This is a genomic window from Pseudomonadota bacterium, from assembly GCA_022361155.1.
In the GTDB taxonomy this organism is placed as follows: Bacteria; Myxococcota_A; Polyangia; order Polyangiales; family JAKSBK01; genus JAKSBK01.
Genome location: JAKSBK010000389.1, coordinates 1 through 18,574 on the forward strand (window position 1 = coordinate 1; position 18,574 = coordinate 18,574).

At 66.2% G+C, this 18,574-nt stretch carries 9 protein-coding genes; 6 read left to right on the forward strand and 3 right to left on the reverse strand.

All coding sequences use genetic code 11. The annotated features are described in order from the left end of the window. Positions 1-142: 142 nt before the first annotated feature. The 6 genes from MJD61_14965 (at position 143) to MJD61_14990 (ending at position 10,469) form a co-directional block, all read left to right on the forward strand. On the forward strand, positions 143-2,443 hold the full coding sequence (locus MJD61_14965; protein MCG8556571.1) for a hypothetical protein: 2,301 nt from the start codon (positions 143-145) through the stop codon (positions 2,441-2,443). Between the two features lie 247 nt (positions 2,444-2,690). Continuing rightward, on the forward strand, positions 2,691-3,503 hold the full coding sequence (locus MJD61_14970; protein MCG8556572.1) for an SPOR domain-containing protein: 813 nt from the start codon (positions 2,691-2,693) through the stop codon (positions 3,501-3,503). 38 nt (positions 3,504-3,541) lie between these two features. Beyond that, the gene (locus tag MJD61_14975) at positions 3,542-5,704 is read left to right on the forward strand and encodes a hypothetical protein (protein ID MCG8556573.1); all 2,163 of its coding nucleotides are present in this window, start codon (positions 3,542-3,544) and stop codon (positions 5,702-5,704) included. Between the two features lie 279 nt (positions 5,705-5,983). Beyond that, complete coding sequence (gene pilQ, locus MJD61_14980; GenBank protein MCG8556574.1) at positions 5,984-7,843, forward strand: type IV pilus secretin PilQ; 1,860 nt, start codon at positions 5,984-5,986, stop codon at positions 7,841-7,843. 14 nt (positions 7,844-7,857) lie between these two features. Continuing rightward, positions 7,858-9,471: a 3-dehydroquinate synthase gene (gene aroB, locus MJD61_14985; GenBank protein ID MCG8556575.1), complete on the forward strand. Its 1,614-nt coding sequence runs from the start codon at positions 7,858-7,860 to the stop codon at positions 9,469-9,471. A 182-nt stretch (positions 9,472-9,653) separates the two neighbouring features. Further along, positions 9,654-10,469: a hypothetical protein gene (locus tag MJD61_14990; GenBank protein MCG8556576.1), complete on the forward strand. Its 816-nt coding sequence runs from the start codon at positions 9,654-9,656 to the stop codon at positions 10,467-10,469. A 58-nt stretch (positions 10,470-10,527) separates the two neighbouring features. Here the strand turns inward: MJD61_14990 and MJD61_14995 are convergent, their stop codons facing one another. The 3 genes from MJD61_14995 to MJD61_15005 form a co-directional block, all read right to left on the reverse strand. After that, positions 10,528-16,254, reverse strand: a complete 5,727-nt coding sequence (locus tag MJD61_14995; protein MCG8556577.1) for a hypothetical protein — start codon at positions 16,252-16,254, stop codon at positions 10,528-10,530. A gap of 20 nt (positions 16,255-16,274) precedes the next feature. Then, positions 16,275-17,894, reverse strand: coding sequence for a signal peptide peptidase SppA (gene sppA / locus MJD61_15000; GenBank protein ID MCG8556578.1), 1,620 nt, complete (start codon positions 17,892-17,894; stop codon positions 16,275-16,277). 407 nt (positions 17,895-18,301) lie between these two features. Continuing rightward, on the reverse strand, positions 18,302-18,574 hold a 273-nt coding region (locus MJD61_15005), incomplete at its 5' end, for a hypothetical protein (GenBank protein ID MCG8556579.1).

The following is an 18,574-nucleotide window of genomic DNA, read 5'->3' on the forward strand; positions in this document are numbered from 1 at the left end:
AACTCCGGGTATCCGTCCGGAAATGGATACTGGCTTTCCAGGTGACGATTGGATCTCATCGCTTTGGAGAATCACCGGGAACAGCGGAGGCTTCCGTAGATTACGCGATTCGAAGCGGGATCTGATGCTGAGGGAGGTTGCCATGAGGACGTCGTCGATAATCAGTGGGTGGTCAGGGTGGTCAGCATTCAGCGGTGGGTATCGGGGCAGAGCGAGCGGGGCCTGTGCGTTGGTGCTCGGGTTGTTGCAGGGATGTTCGGTCGAGGACGGGCTCAGGTCCGAGGCTGCTCTCGCCGGGAGCACGGCTGCAGCCGAGGGGGCCGCGGGCAACGATCGCGCGGAGTCGCCGCGATCGTTGCAGCACGCGGTGCGAGCGCTTGCGGGCACGAAGACCGTCGATTCGCCCACTCCGTCCCGCAGCGAGGAGGATGACCGGGCTCAAATGGCCCAGACGAGCGGCCCTGGCGATCCACCTGGTTTCCGCTGGATCTGGGCCGACCCGCACATCCATACGGCGGGGTGCAATCAAGGCTGGCCCCTGGACGGTAACACTGGGGTGGGTGGCGATCCCGTGCTCTCGCCCGTGGACATACTGGCTGCGATGCAGAAACGCGGTCTAGACGTAGGTGATGTCCTCGTCTGGGCCGGGACCGGTGCGATACAGGGCAACCCGTCGGAGCTCAAGGAGTGGCAGCAGATCACCGGTAACGACTACGATTCAGCTGGTGCGGGCTACCCGGGCAAGATCTTGCATTACGACCTGGAGGTTTCCAGGTGGCTGGCGGAAAGAATGGGCCACATTACGGTTCTCGGTCTGGACGGTTTGCCAGGTAACTTTGACCAGCCCTGCGGATGGGGTTCGACCCACTATACACCGGTCGGGCCACTCAACCATCCGAGCACTTGGTATCAGCCCATTCCTGGGACCTCGGGTTGCCCCTGGGAGCTTGACTTACTGAGCGGCCTGGAGATCGTGCAATGGTCGATTGCACAGGGCGCAGATGTGATCGGCATAAACCACACCGGCAACTGGAGTATCGAGCACACCTTCCTCGACAATGGACTCGCGCCACTGGAGTTGCCGGCGCACGTTGGGCTGAGCAGCAGCAACAGCGCCTACCCTCCGATTTCGTTCATGGCCGTAGAAACCAGCCAGCTCGATCCGGGGGGCTTCAGCTTCCATCCCCAAACCGAGCCCATCGCGGATGTGCTTGGCCGCGCAGCGCGGCAGCTGTGGAGCGATTTCCTGAACAGCGGCTATCGCATGGGGATCGTAGGTGCGAGCGACAACCGCTGCTTTCAGCGACAAGTTGGGCAGCTGCGCACGGGCGTCTTGGTCTCTGACGTTCCCCTGACTTTCCAGGATTACCTCAATGCCTTGAAGTTGGGCCGCACGCAGGCCGTGTATGGCCAGGGCACCAAGGCAAACCTGGATGCGTGGGTCGGGCCCTCCGTGGCCCATGTCGGTGGTGTGCTCGCTGCGTTTACTGCGCAGGTCGTCAACTTCGGCGTTTGGACCGACTTGGAGCAGAATGGCAAGATCGAGCTGCTAGTCAACGGACAGGTCTGGCCCGGCTGCCAGTGGGACGGTTTTGCCGGGCAGCAGCAGTACCACGTCTGTGCCATCACCGTCGGCTCAGGTGCCGGGCAGCTGAACCGGAGCTCGTGGGTCAGCGTTCGTGCGCCCCGCGTTCAAACCAGCTCGATCTACCTGCATCTCAACTCCCAAAGTATCCGGCCCAGCGTGGAAGCGCCTTGTCGCATGGTCAAGCATCTCGATGCGCTGATCGCTAACGGCTACAACACTGGCATCCCGGCGCTGTGCCCGGATGGCAACCCCTGCTCCACCCCGGGCTGTGCCAGCTGTTGTAGCGGTGGACAGGCCTGCAAACCGACCCACACCCAGAGGTACGAGACAGCCCGTCACCAGTTCAAGATCCGGGCTGCGGACGCGAACCTGCAAGCCGGGAACGGCTGGGACATCAACGTCTGCGACCCCCCTGAGAGGGGCGGCCCCGCCGACATGGTCGAGAAGGGCGATCCAGGCTGCCCGTCGAATGACGAGGTGTTTGATCAGGACTTCGACGAATCAGGGCCAGACCTACCCCAAGATTACTATGACTACCACTTCGGCCCCTTTCTACAGGGCCTGCAGGGCACCGTCACGGGCCGCCTGGACCCGCACGTGGGCACCGCGCAGAGTCCCCACACGCAGTGGTTGCAGCCCGACCCATTTGGCACCGTGGAGTGCCAGTCCCCGCCTCATGCAAGCTGCCCCGACTACGACCGCTTCAGCGTGGGACCTGTCGTGTGCGCTCAAGGCCAAGGAGACCAGTACCTTCGAGCGCGCGCGTCGCTCAGGACCGAGATCGGCGTCAAGGACGGGTACGAGCTCCGCTTCTGCTGGTCCAAACCTCCCAACATCACAGAATGTCCTTTATAGGGGACAATAACCTGTGATGGTGGGTCCTCGTAAGATCCTCCTCTACGAGACCGCCGAGGGGAAGTGTCCCTGGCAACAGTGGTCTGATGGACTCAACGACCGAACGATTCCCTGCCTCCGCCGCGGACTCCTGCCTCGGGCTCGCCCCGAAAAAGCCAGGCTCCAGGGCCGCTTTTTTGACCAGGTACGGCTTTTGGCTCATTGAATAGGTCGAGCCCCACGGGACCAACCCAATGAGGAATAGACCATGGCGGTAGAGATGCGCGATCTGGAGCGGCTTCAGGAGCGCGAGTCGGAGGATCCGCGTTTCCGCCTCGGTGCCCTGCTGATGGCGCTGCTGACCGTGGTTGCCGCCACGTTTGCCCTCGGCTCCATCGTCCAACGCACGAGGCGTGCAGCGCCCCTGAGCGCGCTGGATCCGCTTGCAGACCTCAAGGACGTGGTAGCGGTCAAGGAATCCGCTGCCGCCGAAACCGAGCCTCTCGAGGTCGACGCGCAGCAGCTCATATTCCCGACGGCGCTCGACCCTGGCAGCAACGAGCCACCGGAGCTCATCGCTACCGCTCGAGCGGCTGCCGAAGAAGAAGCTCGTCTAAGGATGCTCTCCGCGCCGATCGGGCTTGGTGCCGCCTTGGCGGAGCCACAAACCACTTCTGCCGTCGCGGGCAGATCGGCGAGCGGCGCGAGCCGCAAGCGGGCCGATGCGGGCCGGGCTGCCCGGGCTGCCCGCGCGCCGAAGCCGGCTCGTGCGCCCCGACAGACAGAGCGGGCGACCCTCGCACCGGCAGGCAGGGAGGGCGAATTCACGCTGCAGGTCATCAGCTACGAATCGCAAGAACAGGCCCGGGCTTTCGCCGCCGGGTTGCGCGCCCGCGGCCACACCGCCTTCGTCGCCCACGCGCAAGTCCCCGCCCGTGGCAGCTACTGGCGTGTTCGCATCGGTCCCTTCGATTCCCGTCGTGCCGCGGACGAGTACCGCCGCTCATTCGAGCAGCGCGAGCACATGAACACGTTCGTTGTCAGGCGCCCCCGCAAAACCAGGCTCGCCAGGGCGCAATAGCCCTGCGTCCGCCCAGAGTTCGGTGTAAGGTGCCCTCCATGGTCTCTCGCGGCCCGATGGCGACCCTGCTCATCGCCGCTGCCCTCCTTGGAAGCGGCCCCCTACACGGCTGCGACAAGCGCCGGCCAGCGGCGCCTGCCGCTCCTCCCGAGACAACGTCGGATCCCCGGGCGCAAGGTCGGGAAGTCGACCAGAGGCCGCCACCCATGGCGCAGCCGGTACCCCTATGGGAAGCGGGCAAACAGCAAAAGACCATCGACGCCGCCACAGCCAGCGCAAACGGTTACATGGTTCTCGATCTCGGTGATGAGTGGACGCCCTACCTGTTCACGGATGGAGCCGACAGCGAAGGTGGCCCGGCGCCTAGCAGCTACCGCAAGACCTACCTGGCGCTGGCCCGAGAGGAGTGGCCTGACGACCACCACGGTAAGCGCGCACAAAAGGACAAGTACCTGGAGCTGTACGGCATCATGCCGACGCTATCGATCTTGCGCAAACGCTTCCGGGCAACGACCAAGCTCAAGTGCATTCACGACCTCGACCCTCAGCCTTTGCGCGATTTCACCGGCTTCGTAGCCTATCGACGAAGCAACGAGTACGCACGTCGCCAGGTTCAGGGCTATTTTCGCCTGCACAAGACCGTCAAGGACATCATGCGCCGGCAGCGCGTGCAATCCAGCGACGAGATCAGAATCGCGGCGCTCGACTCGAGAAACAGGACTCGGGTCGAACGTTACAAGGTTCAAGCGCTCAAGTACCGTGCCGTGCTGGCCGCCCAGAAGCGCCTCGAGTGCGAGGGTTACCTGCGTGACGGCGAGCGCTACGTGCGCGGTGGTCTCGACTGGCCAACCCACAAGGCTATGGCGGAGTTCGAGCGCCGCCATCGTATTTATGGTTGGGGCTTCATCGGCAAGGCTTCGCTGCGGGTGCTCCGGATGACTCCGCTCGAGGCCGAACGCGAGGGTGTGCTGCGCGTGCTGACCGAGCGTGCCGTGCACGCCGCAGGCGTGATCGAAGATGGGAGCATCGGTTTGCTCGAGGATGACAAGCCCCACAAGTTCAGGGGTGCCGACGGCAAAGAATACGAGATCCAGAACCTGGAGCGCCAGCTGCGCCAGGCGATCGTCGAGGCGTTCGGTCTGGACACGCCGGAGGCGACGCTCGCCTGGCTCGAAGATCTGGGTAAGACCGAAAAGGGCAGGCAACGGCTGGTCGCGTTCAAGGCGCCCGCCCTGCCCGAGTACTACGACGGCAACATGGAGCTCACGTTGATCTACGATCGTGGAGATGTCTGGTACGAGTTCCCCTACACGGTCGATGGCAAGCCGAAGTCGCAACCCGTGGAGCTACGGCCACGCGTCACGGTCTATACCAAGTATCGGAGCCAAATGATCCCTCTCGCGCGCTACGGGACGACGATCGGCGGTTGGCGCAGCGAGTACATCGACGATGCGGTGTGGTGGAAGTACAAGGAATCACCGGTGGGTGCGCGGATCTGGAAGCGAATCGTGGCCGCGCCGGTTTGGTTTCCTCCCGACAGCACCCCGCCGCGCGAGTTGCTCAAGCGCCGGGAGGATCGCAAGGCCGACGAGCCCGAGCTCGAGGTCAACTACCACGAGATGGGACCGAGCTACGCGTCGGCGTACGGCTTGGTGGCGGCCTACCATCTGCAGTTTCTAAAAAGCGAGGATGGGACCTATGAACCGTCTGCCGACGAGGGGATTCGCACCCACGGCTCTGCGGACTACATGAGCATCATGCGCCGCCACTCCCACGGCTGTCATCGGCTCCACAACCACATTGCCGTGCGTCTGATGTCGTTTGTCTTGGCACACCGACCCCACCGTCGCGTAGGACAGCACGAAATGCTGTGGGAAAGGGAGCTCGTACACGAGGAGCAGGTCTACCCGATGGTGCTTCGGGAGTCGGGCTACACGTTCGAGCTCGAGCAACCGCTGTTCGTCGAGGTGCTGGAGGGGCGTGTTCGGGGTGAAATCGAGGAGCCGCTGACGGTTCCGGTGCCCAAATTCGACAAGGCCGTGGGTGCATACTTGATGCCGGACGGAGGCGCCGTAGAGTTGCGTGGCACCGAGCTTGTAAGCGTGCCGCGACCGCTGCACGGTGACGCTGGCCTCGACTACTACACCCTCCCAGCGGCAGGAGCCGATGCCGCCCTTGGCGCGGAGCCAGCAGGCGGATAGCTAGTGTCCTGCGTCCCAACTCTCGCACGTGATTCATCGGTCCTAGGTGCCGCTCGAGCCGGCGACCGTCCTTTTGACTATCTCCTTGAAATGGCGCTGCTATTGCTGCGTCGATTCGCCGGCCCCCGAGCCCGAGGCCGAGAGCGAGAGCGAGGGCGTGCCCCGAACCCACCGCCTTCTGGCGGTGGTGTGGGCGCTCAGTGAAAGCAGAACCCGGGTCCAATTTTTTTCAGCGCCTTTTTTGCCACGCCGCGGCTGCGAGCGGATCATGACGGCAGGATGGCATCACAATGGCCTTGCAAGCGCTTGGCGCGCTGCCAGCTGGTCGTGGCTGTTTTGCTCGCTGCGGGCGGCCTCGCGCGCGGACAAGTCGGCGCGGAGAGCGCGACGGTGCTCGACGTCGTGCTGGAACGTAGGGACGACCGCGAGCGGGTCGTCGTCGTCCTCAGTCGACCGGCGCCTTTCCGCGTGGCGCATGCGAGCGACGACACCGCACGGCTCGAGGTATTGGGCGCGACGCTCGGGAGCACCGCCCCAGCCAAGCTGCAAGCAGACCGCAACGCTGCGGTTCAAGCAGTGCGGGTAAAGGGCCTTGCCGACCGGGTCCTGATCGAAGCTCGGCGTGCCAAGGGTGCCGGTGCCACAGCGATCCGGGAGGGCAACCGCATCGTTTGGCTGTTTGCACCTCCCGCGGGCGCGGATCGCCTGGCGCTGCAGCGCTCTCGGACGCTGGCCGGCAAGCGACCTCTTGTGCCGGTGGAGGTAGGGGCCGAACAGGTGGCGGCCTTCTTCGGGGACAAGCCGCTGCAGATCATCGGGAGCCGCGGGCGGAAACGGTATACGGGCCGCCGCATAGACTTGGATTTCAAAGACGCAGACATCCACAACCTGCTGCGGCTGATCTCCGAAGTTGGCAACGTCAACGTTGTGACGAGCGACGAGGTGCAGGGCTCGGTGACGATCCGCATGCGCAACGTGCCGTGGGATCAGGCCCTCGACGTAATCCTGCAGGCCAAGGGTCTGGGGATGGTGCGGCGCGCGAACCTGCTGCGTGTGGCACCGATGACCACCCTGGAAAAGGAGCGCGAGCTTGCCATCGCGCGAAAGAAGCAACAGATCGAGCTCGCTCCCCTCGAGACGCGTCTGGTCCCGGTCAGCTACGCCCAGGGCGCGGACCTGGCCGCGCGAACAAAGGAGCTGCTTACCGATCGGGGCAGGGTATCGGTGGACGAACGCACCAACATGCTCGTGGTACGCGACATCCCTGAGGCACTCGACGAGATCGAAGAGCTCGTGCGCAATCTGGATACGCAGACGCCGCAAGTGCTGATCGAAGCGCGGATCGTGGAAGCGACCAGCCAGTTCGAACGAGAACTGGGGATACAATGGGGCGGCGACGTAACCATGACCTCGGCGACGGGTAACCCGACCGGCCTGGTGTTTCCAAGCAATCTTACGTTGGCCGGCGGCTCGACCGACGAGCAGACCCTGTCAGGTGGCATGTCGCCCTTCTTGCCCAAGGTTCCGACGCCCAATTTCGCGATCAACATGCCTGCGACGACGGGTACGGGTCGTGGTGGTGCCATAGGCCTGAGCCTTGGAAGCGTGGCGGGCAACGTCAACATCAACGTGCGTCTGAGCGCTGCAGAGTCGAGCGGTGTGGTTCGCATCATCAGCAATCCGCGCATCTTGACACTGGACAACCATCAGGCGCACATTGCGCAGGGCACTTCGATTCCCTACTCTCAGCTGAGCGCGCAGGGGGTGCAAACGGCTTTCCAGGAGGCCAAGCTGGAGCTGGAAGTGACCCCGCACGTCACCAGCGACGGTGCGATCGCCATGGCTGCCAAGGTCACCCGCGACGAGCCCGACTTCACCCGCACAAGTGCGCGCGGCGATCCTACCATACTCAAGCGAGAAGCCGAGACGCACCTGTTGGTGCAGGACGGCCACACCGCGGTCATCGGAGGCATCTACACCCGCAACACGGGACGCAACGTCGATCAGGTTCCCTTCTTTGGGGACATACCTATAATCGGAGTCCTGTTTCAGCACCGCCGTATGACCGACCAGCGTACAGAGCTGCTCATCTTCCTTACGCCGCGCATCGTCAACCGCGCGGAGGCTCTGCGAAGGTAGTAGGCTGGGACGCGATGCCGCGGGTGTTTCTTTCAGGTTTGATGGGCAGCGGCAAGTCAACGGTCGCTTCGCTCGCGGCAGAGGGCCTTGGAGTGGAGGCTTTGGACCTGGACACGATGGTTGCCCGTCGGGCGGGCAAGTCCATCGCCGAGATCTTTGCAGCGGGAGGCGAGCAGGCGTTCCGGCAGCTGGAACGGGACATGGTGCGTGAGTTGCTCGAGCGGTCCGGAGGATTCGTGGTCGCGCTTGGGGGCGGCACCGTGACGCACCGCGCCACTCGGCATGCGATCATCGGGGCCGGGGAGTTGATCACCCTGGAAGCGAGCGGCGAGGAGCTGGTGCGCCGCCTTTCCGGGAGCCGCAACCGTCCACTGCTTAGGGGCAACAGCATACGCGCGCGGCTGCAGGAGCTTGGCCGGGAACGCGCCGGTGCCTATGCGGAAGCGCATGCCGTGATCCAGACCGACGCCAAGTCGCCGGCGTCCGTCGCCGAGGAGATCCAGCGGGTCGTCGAACACGCGCCGATCCTGGTCCCGTTGGGGACTCGTTCCTATCGCGTCGAGGTGGGTGCTGGGTTCCGCGGGCGTCTGGCCGAATGCTGCTTGGGTCTCGAGCCGAGCTCGGTGTTGCTGATCACCGATGACAACGTGGATCGGGCTTGGGCGGCGCCGCTTGGCAACGGCCTGCGCGAGGTGGGGTTGCGAGGCACTCGTGTGGTGCTGCCCGCCGGCGAACAATACAAGAGTCTATCCAGCGTGTACGCGCTCTGGGAGGCCGCGCTCAACGCAGGCATGGATCGCGGCGCGCTGGTGGTCGCCGTAGGGGGCGGGGTGGTTGGCGATCTGGCGGGTTTTGTCGCCAGCACGCTGCTGCGTGGGGTCGACGTCGGGCACGTGCCAACGAGTTTGCTCTCCATGGTAGATAGCTCCATAGGTGGCAAGACAGGCTTCGATACCAGGCATGGCAAGAACCTGATCGGCAGTTTCCATCAGCCGCGCTTCGTTCTGTGCGACGTGGACACACTGAGCACACTCTCGCGAGCGGAGCGCACGGCGGGCCTTGCAGAGGTCGTCAAGTCGGCGTGGCTGGATTCGGAGCGAGCGGTGTGCGAGCTGGAAACCGACGCGGCCGCGCTCGCGGCGGGCGAGCCCTACGCGACCGTGCGCGCTGTGCGCATGTCGTTGAAGCTCAAGGCGCGAATCGTGGCCGAGGACGAGTTGGAGCAGGGTCGCAGATCGCTGCTGAACCTTGGACACACGATCGGTCATGCCATCGAGGCCGCGCTCGATTACCGGGGTATGCGACACGGTGAGGCCGTGGCTCGAGGCATGGTGGCGGCGTTTCGTGCTGCCGTTCGCTTGGGTCATGCGCGAATCGAGGATGCGGAACGCGCCCGACGTCTTCTGGATGCAATGGGGCTACCGCTTGATGTGGACCGGTACCTCACGCCGCGCACCTTCGAGTTGGTTCAGGCGGACAAGAAACGCCAAGGCGATGCCATCAAGCTGGTGCTCCCGGGGATGCCTGGAGACGTGCAAACCACTTCGGTGAAGGTATCGGAGCTACCCGAGCTGACGGCGCCGCTATCCCAAAAAATTGGGCCGTCAAGGAGCTTGGCGCTAAGTTAAGGGAGGCGCCGCTAAGAAACTGCTGCGGATCGGCGAGGACCGGGCACCGCTGGCAAGGCGCGACGGCGAGGAATGCTGGTGGTATTTCGAGGAGAAGCAACGCAGCCAGAGGTGGTCGGAGCCGGCGAAACGGAGCAGCTATTTCGCGGCGCCTCCTAGGGCTTTGGGCGTGAGGGTCACGCATGGGTTTCCGGACATCGTCAAAAAAGCACCTTAGCCAGGCACTCCGGCCGGGAGCGCACTGGCTGCTGTTGTCGAACCTGTTGGCCGCCTGTGCGGTCGAGACCCCAAGCGCGTTCATCACGGCGACCGTGGCCGCGAACGAAATGTGCGTCTTCGGCAACGAGTCGGCGCCCTTGCTGCGCGGGATCTTCGACATCAGTCCGTACTGCGATCAAGCGCAGGGTTCGCCCCCCGGCGGCCAGGTGCAGAGCTACCGGATCACGGTTCGGCTCGAGAACATGCTCATCGCAAGGAGCAGCCCCCAGGGGGCCAGCCCGCCGGTGCGTGCCGACCCTAACCTGTTGCGGATTACCGGTGCCGAGATCCAGCTGCGGGGCCAAGACGGATCGGTGCTGGCGTTTCCCGATCTACCCGGTGGGGTAGTGCGCGCAAACCCCTTTTCGGTGGCCGCCACAGCCACCATCCCGGCCGCCTCGTCGGACTCGAACGGGGTCGGCTTCGTAGCCGTGGAGGCGATTCCGGCTCCGTACGTCGAATCCCTTCGGACGGGCGTTGGTCCTGGAGCGGGTGGCGTAGTCGTGGTGGGCGTACGTCTGCTCGGAAAGACGTTGGGCGGCACCGGTGTGAAGGTTCCGGAGTTCGCCCACGCCGTCCAGCTTTGTAACGAGTGCCGCGTGGTGTGTATCGAGGCGATCAGAGCCGACGAGAACGTCCGCTCGGCCGTGGAGTCCGTCTGCAACGCCAGTCCCGGCTCTGACCTGGCTTACTGCATCGTGGATCGAACGGTTCATCAGCGTTGCCTGCTGGTACCGTGATCGGGCAGCTGGCGCGAACGCGAAGCCCTATGCGCGGCTGCAAATGGGCTGTCGCTCGCTACTGGATTGACCGAGGCAGTCCGTTTTGCTCGCACGCCAGGTCGACCACGGAGCGCACGAGCTCCTGCAGCGCCGGCGACTGCCGGCAGGCGCGCTCGAAGCCGTCCTCGGTGGTTAGATCGCTACCGCTCAGGTCCCCTTCGTCCTTGCGTAGGGCCGCGACGGCGCTTGCCACGTCGCCGCACAGCAGAAGGCCCGACCTCATGGCGGCGGCCTCGACAGCCGCGATCGCCAGCTCGAAGCCAAAGCCCGGGATCGCTGCCATCAGTGTGCTGATCTCCTGCTGCTGAGCGAGGGGCGCGCCTCGGCGCAAGCGCTTCGCGAGCTCGGAATCCGTGACTTCCTCCGAACCTGCTGCAAAGGCGCCCCTGACAGCAGCGAACAGCTCGCGGGCCCGCGGTTGCTCGAGTCCCGCCAGCAGGGCGTGGCCCGGCCGCCCCTGCTCCAGGGCCCTTGCAAAGCGAAAGCGCAACATGGCCTGGTCGCCGGCCAGGTGACGGCTTGCCACGATCGCTGCGGGGCTGGCCGGCACGACGTGCGGTTTGACCGGAGGGCCGTCCACCAAAAACAGCGGCATTCCTGTGAGGCCTAGTCGTCCGGCGACCTCGTTGTAGATACCCGGAACATCACTTGGCGTGCCCGACTGTACTTGCTCGGAGCTGTCGAGCCCCAACGCGTCCAGGCTCTGGACGAAACCTCTCAGTTCCAGCACGGCGAGCTCGACTAGAGCCAGCAAGCGGTGCAGGGGATGGCACTGCATCGCTTGAGGAATCCAGGCGGCTTCCCGCTGCGTGGCAAGCTCCTTCCGAGGAGCGGGGCTCGCGCTCGACGGCGCGTCGCTGCGAAACGTGCGAACCAGATCGCCGAGCGCTTGCGCGTGTCCATGGTTCGGGGCTTGTTCCAGGATATCGCGCAGCGCGCGCAGCTTCTCGGGCTGCCACGGCTCGTTGCGCAGCGCTGCCTGCAGCGGTGCAACAGGCCCCTGGCTGCTCGTGTCCATCGTGTCGGATTGACGTGCACTTCGCTCGATCTCGTGGAGCGCTCCGCTGGCCTGCATGAGGATCGGCGCGCTGGAACCTGCGTTCATTGCGATCCTGCGGCTGCTGCGCGTACCGAGCCGCAGCTGCGCGCGACGTTCGCCAGCCGGTCTGCGGTTCGGTGAGTCGTCGCCGCAGCAGGCGTCCAGCGCATCCAACGCGTTCGTCGTGCGGGACGGCAAATCCGAGCCAGCCGGCAGCGTGCGGGCTTGGCGCAGAGTCTTTCTGGCGCTGTCCGTGAGTCCGAGGTCGAAGCACTCCAGCTCCGCGAGCTCGAGCAGCTGGGCGTACTTGAGCTCGTCGTCGGGCGCGTCCACGAGGTGACGCTTCTGTTCGTTGGCCCACTGGTGCAAAGCTCTATGCCCGGCGGTCGGGTCGGTCTTGGCAAGTCTCAGCGCGGCCAACCTGGCGGCATGACCGAACAGCGGCACGGGCATGGATTGCCAGATCCTCAAGCGCAGGGGGAAGGCCCGCTTCAGGTCTCCTAGCTCCATTTCGCTCAAGTCGGCGGCCCGCTGAAGCAATGCGCTGCGGCGCGGTCCTTCCCGGGTAGTATTCGCCAGTGTCAGGCACGCCTGGACCAGCGCTTCGAAGTCGCCGGTTTCCCGGGCAAGGCGTGCCAGCGCAACCCAACTCACACCGCGCGACGGTGCGAGCTCGAAGGCTTGAGCGTAGTAGCGCAGTGCCGTGGCCGGCTCTCCTGCACGCTCGTGCCAGCGCGCGGCTCGATACAGCGCGGCTCGCCTGCCGTGGTTGCCACGCGCAGCGCCCTCGAGGCGCGCGAACTGCGTCTGAGCCTCCTTGAAGGCTCCCAGCGAAAGCGCGAGGCGTTCGAAAACCTCCAGCAGGGTGGGTTCGCTCGGATCGCGGTCCAGTCCTCGTGTCGCAGCTTCAAGGGCCAGGCGGACATCGCCAAGCTCGTGCTCGGCGGTTGCCGCCACCCATGCGCACACCTGGGCGGCGGGCTGCGGAGCGAGACCGGCAGCGATCTCCAGGGCGGCAGCAAGCGCCCAGCGATCGTCACCGAGTGAACGCAAGGTACCGACTGCGCCGGCGAGGCGCTCTTGGTCATGGGCGAGCTCGTGCGCCAGCATGGCAACGTAACCGAGCGCGCGTTGCCGATCGCCTGCGACATGGGCGGCTGCGGAAGCCAGATCGAGAAGGCCCTGGTGCCGTTGTTGCGCCTCGCTGCCGGCTTCGAGCTGCAGCGACAACACGGCTAGCAGGCGCTCCCCGTCGCCGCTCTGCGCGTACAGGGCGGCCAGACGCGACAGTGCGTCCGGCTCGCGCGGAGGGCGCGCCACCGCACGCAGCAAAGCCCTCGTTTCCGCCGCCGGCTGCCCCGCCTTGCGATGCACTTCCGCCAACTGTACCAGGGCGATCGTACGCTGGGGTTCTCTCGACAGCGCCGCTTGATACTCCAGGGCATCTCTGAGGAGAGCGTGGTTGCCGCAACGCCGGGCCTTGTCGAGCGCGAGCTGAGCCAGCTCCTGGTCGGCTCTGCCCGTGGCGCCTAGCGCAAGCAATGCGATCCCCGCCGCTGTCCGTGCATCGCCCATCGCAGACAGCTTGTCGATGGCTTGCACGAGCGGAACGAACGTCGACGCGCTGATGCGATCGCGGTGCAGTGCAATCGTGGCCGCGGCCGCGATCTGGGTGCCGTGCCCGGTGCGCAGGGCATGGCTGAGGCGCCGAGCAGGCACTTCGGGATCGAGTGGTGCCAGAGCGAACCAAGCCTGCAGCGCGTCCGTGAGCACATCGTCGGCGTGGATGCGTTCGGCCGCGTTCGCCAAAGCCCGCAGGACAGCGGCCGAATCGCCCAGGGCGAGCCGTGCCAGGCTGCAGACCCGTACGCTCCTGTCCAGCGGAACCCAGCGACTGTGGCGCAGAATCAGCAGGGCGGCATCGGCGCAGCTCTCGTCGGCGACCAAAGCCGCGTCGGCGGCGGCGACAGCAGCCTGCGGCTCGTTGTTCGTCTCCAGCAGCGACGCGAGCCGAGCGAGCGCACGGGAGCGCTCGCGTGGGTTGCGCGTGAGCTGGGCGCGAAGTACGAGGGCTTCGCGCAGCAGCTCGGGCTCACGTAAACGAACCGCTGCGCGTTCCAGTCGCGCCACGCCGTCGTCGCGCCGTGGAGCAAAAGCCAACAGGGCGACGCAAGCGTGCGCCACCGCGCGTGCATCGCGGCGCCTCGTGTGCACGGCCGCAAGATGGCTCAATAGCCGCGCCGTCTCCGCTGCATCGGTCGAGCGTGTCAGCCTTTTCTGAAGAAAGGCGGCCAACATGTCGTTGTGACCAATCAGCTCCAGCAAGCCCTCCAGCGTCGCGCTGGCGGCTTCGTCGTCGGGGTGCTCCTCGAGGTAGGCGGCGTACAGGTCTGCAGCCTCGCCTCGGCTTTCGGGCTTGTCGCGCAGCAGCGCTGCGAGCTTGCGCGCTGCGTAGGCCCGGTGCCGGCCTCGCGCCGCGGCCAGCTCCCGCCTTGCTGCCAGCGCCATCGATTCCTGTGCCCGCGCCTTGGTTCGCAGCCGCTCGATACGTGCTTCGGCTGCCTCGTCACCGGGGTCGAGCTCGAGCACGCGCTGCCAGGCCCCGAGCGCGCGGCCGGCTGCATGCAGATGCCGCTCTACGAACGTTGCGAGCTCTTTGAATAGCTCGCATGCGCGCGCATGGTGGGAGCCGCTTTGCGCCTCCGCCGCCAGTGCGAGCGCGTCCGCCAGCAGGCTCCTTCCGAGCGCCGACGAGGCGCGCGCGCGCAGGCCTTGCAGGGCCCCGTCTTCCAGCGGGTCGGCGGCGACCGCGCGGTAGAGCAGCACCAGTGCGGTGTCGCGCCCGCGGTCGGCTCGCAGCGCGCACTCCGCGGCGTGAGTGAGCCAGACACCGCGTTGCTCGGGAGGGCAGTGCGCCGCGATCTCCTCGGCCACGACCGCGCAATCGGCGCTGTGGTCGCCCTGGCTTTCAAGCGCGGTCAACAGGGCGCCATAGGTCAACTCCACATGGGGCTCGGATGTGAAAGCCTCGAGCAGCAGCTCGGCGGCCAGGTCCGGTCTGCGGATTGCAGTCGCGCGCTGAGCGCCGCTGAGCAGTAGGTTGCGTCGCACGGCTGTTTCGCTGCTCAGGCTTGCGGTCCGCGCGAGCACCGCCACCGCCGCGGTAGGGTGCGATTCGTCTTCCAGCAGCTCGGCGTATTGCGAGGCAAGGCTCGCGTCCTCGGGGCGCAGCGTATAGGCCCAGGCGATCACTGCACATGCGCGAGCGGTTTGTTCTCCTCTCCATCCAGACGCGGCCAGTTTCGCGTGCGCCACTGCACCGTCCAGGTTGCCGTCTGCGGCAAGCTCGTAGGCGACCATCATGTGCGGTTCCGGATCGAGCTCGTCCAGGGCTGCAGCCTCGCACAGCGCCTCGATCATCGCATTGGAGTCGCCGCGCGCGCGTGCGATCGCAGCTCGCAGCCGCATGACCCGGGCGCGCTCGCGCTGCGAGCCCGCGACCTCGGCCGCTCCTCTTGCGTACGCGTCCGCGACCTGAGCCTGCCCGAGTGCGAAGCAGAGTTTGGCTGCTTCGCGCAGCGCGTCTTGGTTGGCCGGGTCCGCTGCTGCCGCCTCTCGGTAGCAGCGTGCCGCTTCCTCCACGGAGCCGTAGTGATCAAGCCACAAGCGGCCTGCTTCGCACCAGCTTCGCGCGAGCAACGTGGCATCGCTCGACGAGCCTTCCAGCTCCGCGATACGCTCTTCGACTGCCAGCAGGGGGTCATCGGTCGTCTCACGAATCCGGCGGAATTCCGGTAACGGAGTACGGGGCAGGCCTTGGCCCTTGCGGGTCGGGGTCAACGCCTGTGCCCGGGCGCCGGCATCCGTGCCAGGTGGGGTGGAGGCGGGCGCGGGCGTGCTAGCGCGTGTCGGTCCGTCGCTTGGGAGCGAGCTGCCTGCAAGGGTCGGCCACGCCGCTGGGGGCAGCGTCTCGGTGCGCGGAACCGGCGGCGGCAGTGTTTCCGGCACGGGTGCGCGGGCGGGGGGTGCGAGGCCGGGGGGCTGCAAAGCGACCAGGTCGGCCCGCAGCAGTGCCGAGATCAACGGAGCACCGGCCGGATTGCGTGCCAGCACCAAGGACAGCACGGGTCTGGCCGGCAGGTCGCCGAACGCCGCCCAAGCGCTGGCTCGAGCCTTGTGTGGGCCCTGCCGCCAAGCAAGCCGGTGGTTGAGCCTCGAAGCGACCCGAGCGGCGTCGCTCTGCACGGCAACGCGGGCCAGTGCGTCCAGCAGCAGGGTCACCAAGTCGTAGCGGGGAGCCGTCCCGGTCGTCGGGGCCGGGGCAAGCGACTCGGGTGGGCGCATCTGCAGGCTGCTGCTGCCCAGCGCCCTGACCAGGCGGTCCAGCCACATGGCTCGGCGCGCGGAGCCTGCGTCGAGTTCTGTCAGGTGCGCCTGCCGGACCAAGATCTCGTCGACGCCCAGGCCCTCGGACTCGGCTTGCTCGCGGGCGGCGTCGACCTGATCTCGGGTCACGCGACCCGAGTTGCAGAGAAACTCGGGAAACGTCTCATCGTTGTCGGCGGGGGACACCCCGGCGAGCTCGCCGTCGCGCACCAGCACGCGCCGGGCACCCAGCAGCACCTGTGCGCTGGCATTGCGTTCCGCAAGGCCGAGCAGCAAGCGAGCAACCGGGCTCGCCTCCGACGCTCTTGGGCTGACCACAAGCCGACGACCGCGCCATTCTACCGGAGTGTTAGCACGTAGGGTAACGTGGCAGCCACGGTCTCGCTCTGCAGGACCAGGGCCGCGAGCATCCCCGGTGCCAGCAAGTCGCCGGCCAGCTTCTGCAGCTCGGCGGGCAACGCTCGCGCGTCGGGCTCGTGCAAGTACCGGCTCAGCTCCTGCAGCAGGCTCTTGGGTGGAGGCCACACGTCGAGAGGCGCTGTCTCCGAAAGCTGGCCTTCGGCCCGGGCCAGCGTGAGCGCGTCGCTCAAACCTCCCCGTTCGTCCACCAGTTTGTGCTTGCGAGCAACGCGGCCGGTCATCAGGCGTCCCTCGGCTGCCGGCAGGACTTCCTCGTGCTTCAGCTTGCGCCCGGCTGCGACGCGGCCGATGAATCGCTGGTAGGTACGCTCGAGCAACGAGCGCAGGGCGCCTCGTTCGTCGGGACTGAAACGACGCATCGGACTGACCCAATCCGCCCGCGACCCCCGGCGCAGCACTACCGCGTTGAGACCAAGGCGCTGCGCAAGCTCGGCGACTACCAGTTTGCCGCCCACCACGCCGATGGATCCCACGAGGCTCGTATCGTCGGCGAGTATCGTGCTTGCGGCCGAGGCCACCCAGTAGCCGCCGCTTGCCGCCATGTCGCCGACCGAGGCGATCACCGGCTTGCGCTTGGCAACGCGGCGCACCGCATGCCACATGCGATCGCTCGCCAGCGCAGAGCCGCCCGGCGAGTCGATCCGCAATACCACAGCCCGCACGTCGTCGTCGTCTCCCAGCTTGCGAAGATGCTTCACAAAGGGACCCGCGGCGGTTCCTGGAAAACCTGGGTTCGGATCGGACCCGATGGCTCCTGTGAGGTACACCACGGCCAGGCGGCTACCCTCGGGTTTGCTCGGTGCTTCGCTCGCGAGCAACGCCTTGAACAGCGCGCCCCAATCCATGGACCCCCCGTCCTTGGTCAGGGCCACCTTGGCGACCCTCTTGGCCTTCGCGGCCGCCTTTGCGTGTGCGCGAGCCTCGTCGTCGAACTCGACGTCATCGATCAAACCGCGCGCGCGTGCCTGGCTCGCATCGTAGGGCCCCCCGTCGATGATTGCCTGCGCCTTTGGCGCCAATAGACCGCGCCCCTCGACGAGCGCGGCGATCAGCTGGCTCTGCAGGCTGTCCAGGATCGCTCCCAGCGTTTCGATCGTTTCCTCGGGCATGCTGTTCCGGGTGAGGGGGTCTGCAGCACCCTTGAAGCGGCCGATCTGCACGCCGTCCGCACGCAGCCCGACGCTGTCGAGGAGCCGGCGCAGGTAAACGACTTGCGCCGAGACTCCCACGAGCTCGAGCATGCCCGAGGGCGTCATCGTCACACGGTCGCATGCCTGAGCGGCAACGGCGTAGGAGAGGTTGTCCGCGTGGGTGAGGTGACAATGCACCGGCTTTTTCGCGCCCCGTATGGACTGCAGCCCCGATCGCAGCTCGAGCGCGCGAGCCCAGCCTCCTCCGAAAGGTCCGAGGCGCAAGAAGACACCCGTGGCTTCTTCTTCTTCTCTTGCTCGCTGCAGTGCTCGCAAAAGCTCTCCGAAGCTGGGCCCTGCTGCACCGGATAGGCCCGTTTGCACCAATTCCTGCGGCAGGGTCTCCACCACGAGCTCCCGCAGCTCCGGCCCCTCGGGTTTCGGAGCCTCCTGCGAGCAGCTCGCGGACAGGCACGCCAGCGCAGGGCCCAGCAGCCAACCCGCAGCTTGCTGAAGGAAGCGCCGGCGAAGCCTAGAAGGGAAGCGGCCGCGAACGCAGTGACCGGCAACCCCCGCGATGCAGCGAAGCGCGCGGCCTGTCGAGCGCGGTCGGGACCTTCGGAGCCTCTGCGTAGCCGTGGCCGGCGGCATCGAGCTGGCGCGTGGGGCGGGGATCCATGAGACCCGCGGTGAGGCTCCAGGGTAGGGTTCTGCAGTGCAGTATTGGGGCATCTTGTTCCTCAGCGGCGGCGATCCTAACAGTATCCCGAGGCAAAGGTCCGCCTCGGCTTGGGGCACGGTGTCGCTTGGCGCTTCTAGGGTTCGAGCGCGCAGCCATCCTCCTGCCGGCTGAAGCGTTCGGCGTCACAGGCTTCCGCTGGCTCGGAACTGAACAACTTGGCCGCGCTGGGTGCTGGAGCCTGGCTTTGAATGGCGCGCGCTTCCTGAGCGTCCTTCTGCAGCGCCAGGCTGATCTCGCGCTCCAGGCGCTCTCGGCTTAGCGCACCTTCCAGCCGTCGACCGTTCAGGTAGAAGGTCGGAGTGGAACGCACCCCAAGCCGGTGGGCGAGCTCGATGTCGGTACGCAC

What these genes read in the sequence shown, in the direction of transcription:
- MJD61_14965 (MCG8556571.1), top strand. Translation starts at nt 143, where the DNA reads ATGAGGACGTCGTCGATAATCAGTGGGTGGTCAGGGTGGTCAGCATTC.
- MJD61_14970 (MCG8556572.1), top strand. Translation starts at nt 2,691, where the DNA reads ATGGCGGTAGAGATGCGCGATCTGGAGCGGCTTCAGGAGCGCGAGTCG.
- MJD61_14975 (MCG8556573.1), top strand. Translation starts at nt 3,542, where the DNA reads ATGGTCTCTCGCGGCCCGATGGCGACCCTGCTCATCGCCGCTGCCCTC.
- pilQ (MCG8556574.1), top strand. Translation starts at nt 5,984, where the DNA reads ATGGCATCACAATGGCCTTGCAAGCGCTTGGCGCGCTGCCAGCTGGTC.
- aroB (MCG8556575.1), top strand. Translation starts at nt 7,858, where the DNA reads ATGCCGCGGGTGTTTCTTTCAGGTTTGATGGGCAGCGGCAAGTCAACG.
- MJD61_14990 (MCG8556576.1), top strand. Translation starts at nt 9,654, where the DNA reads ATGGGTTTCCGGACATCGTCAAAAAAGCACCTTAGCCAGGCACTCCGG.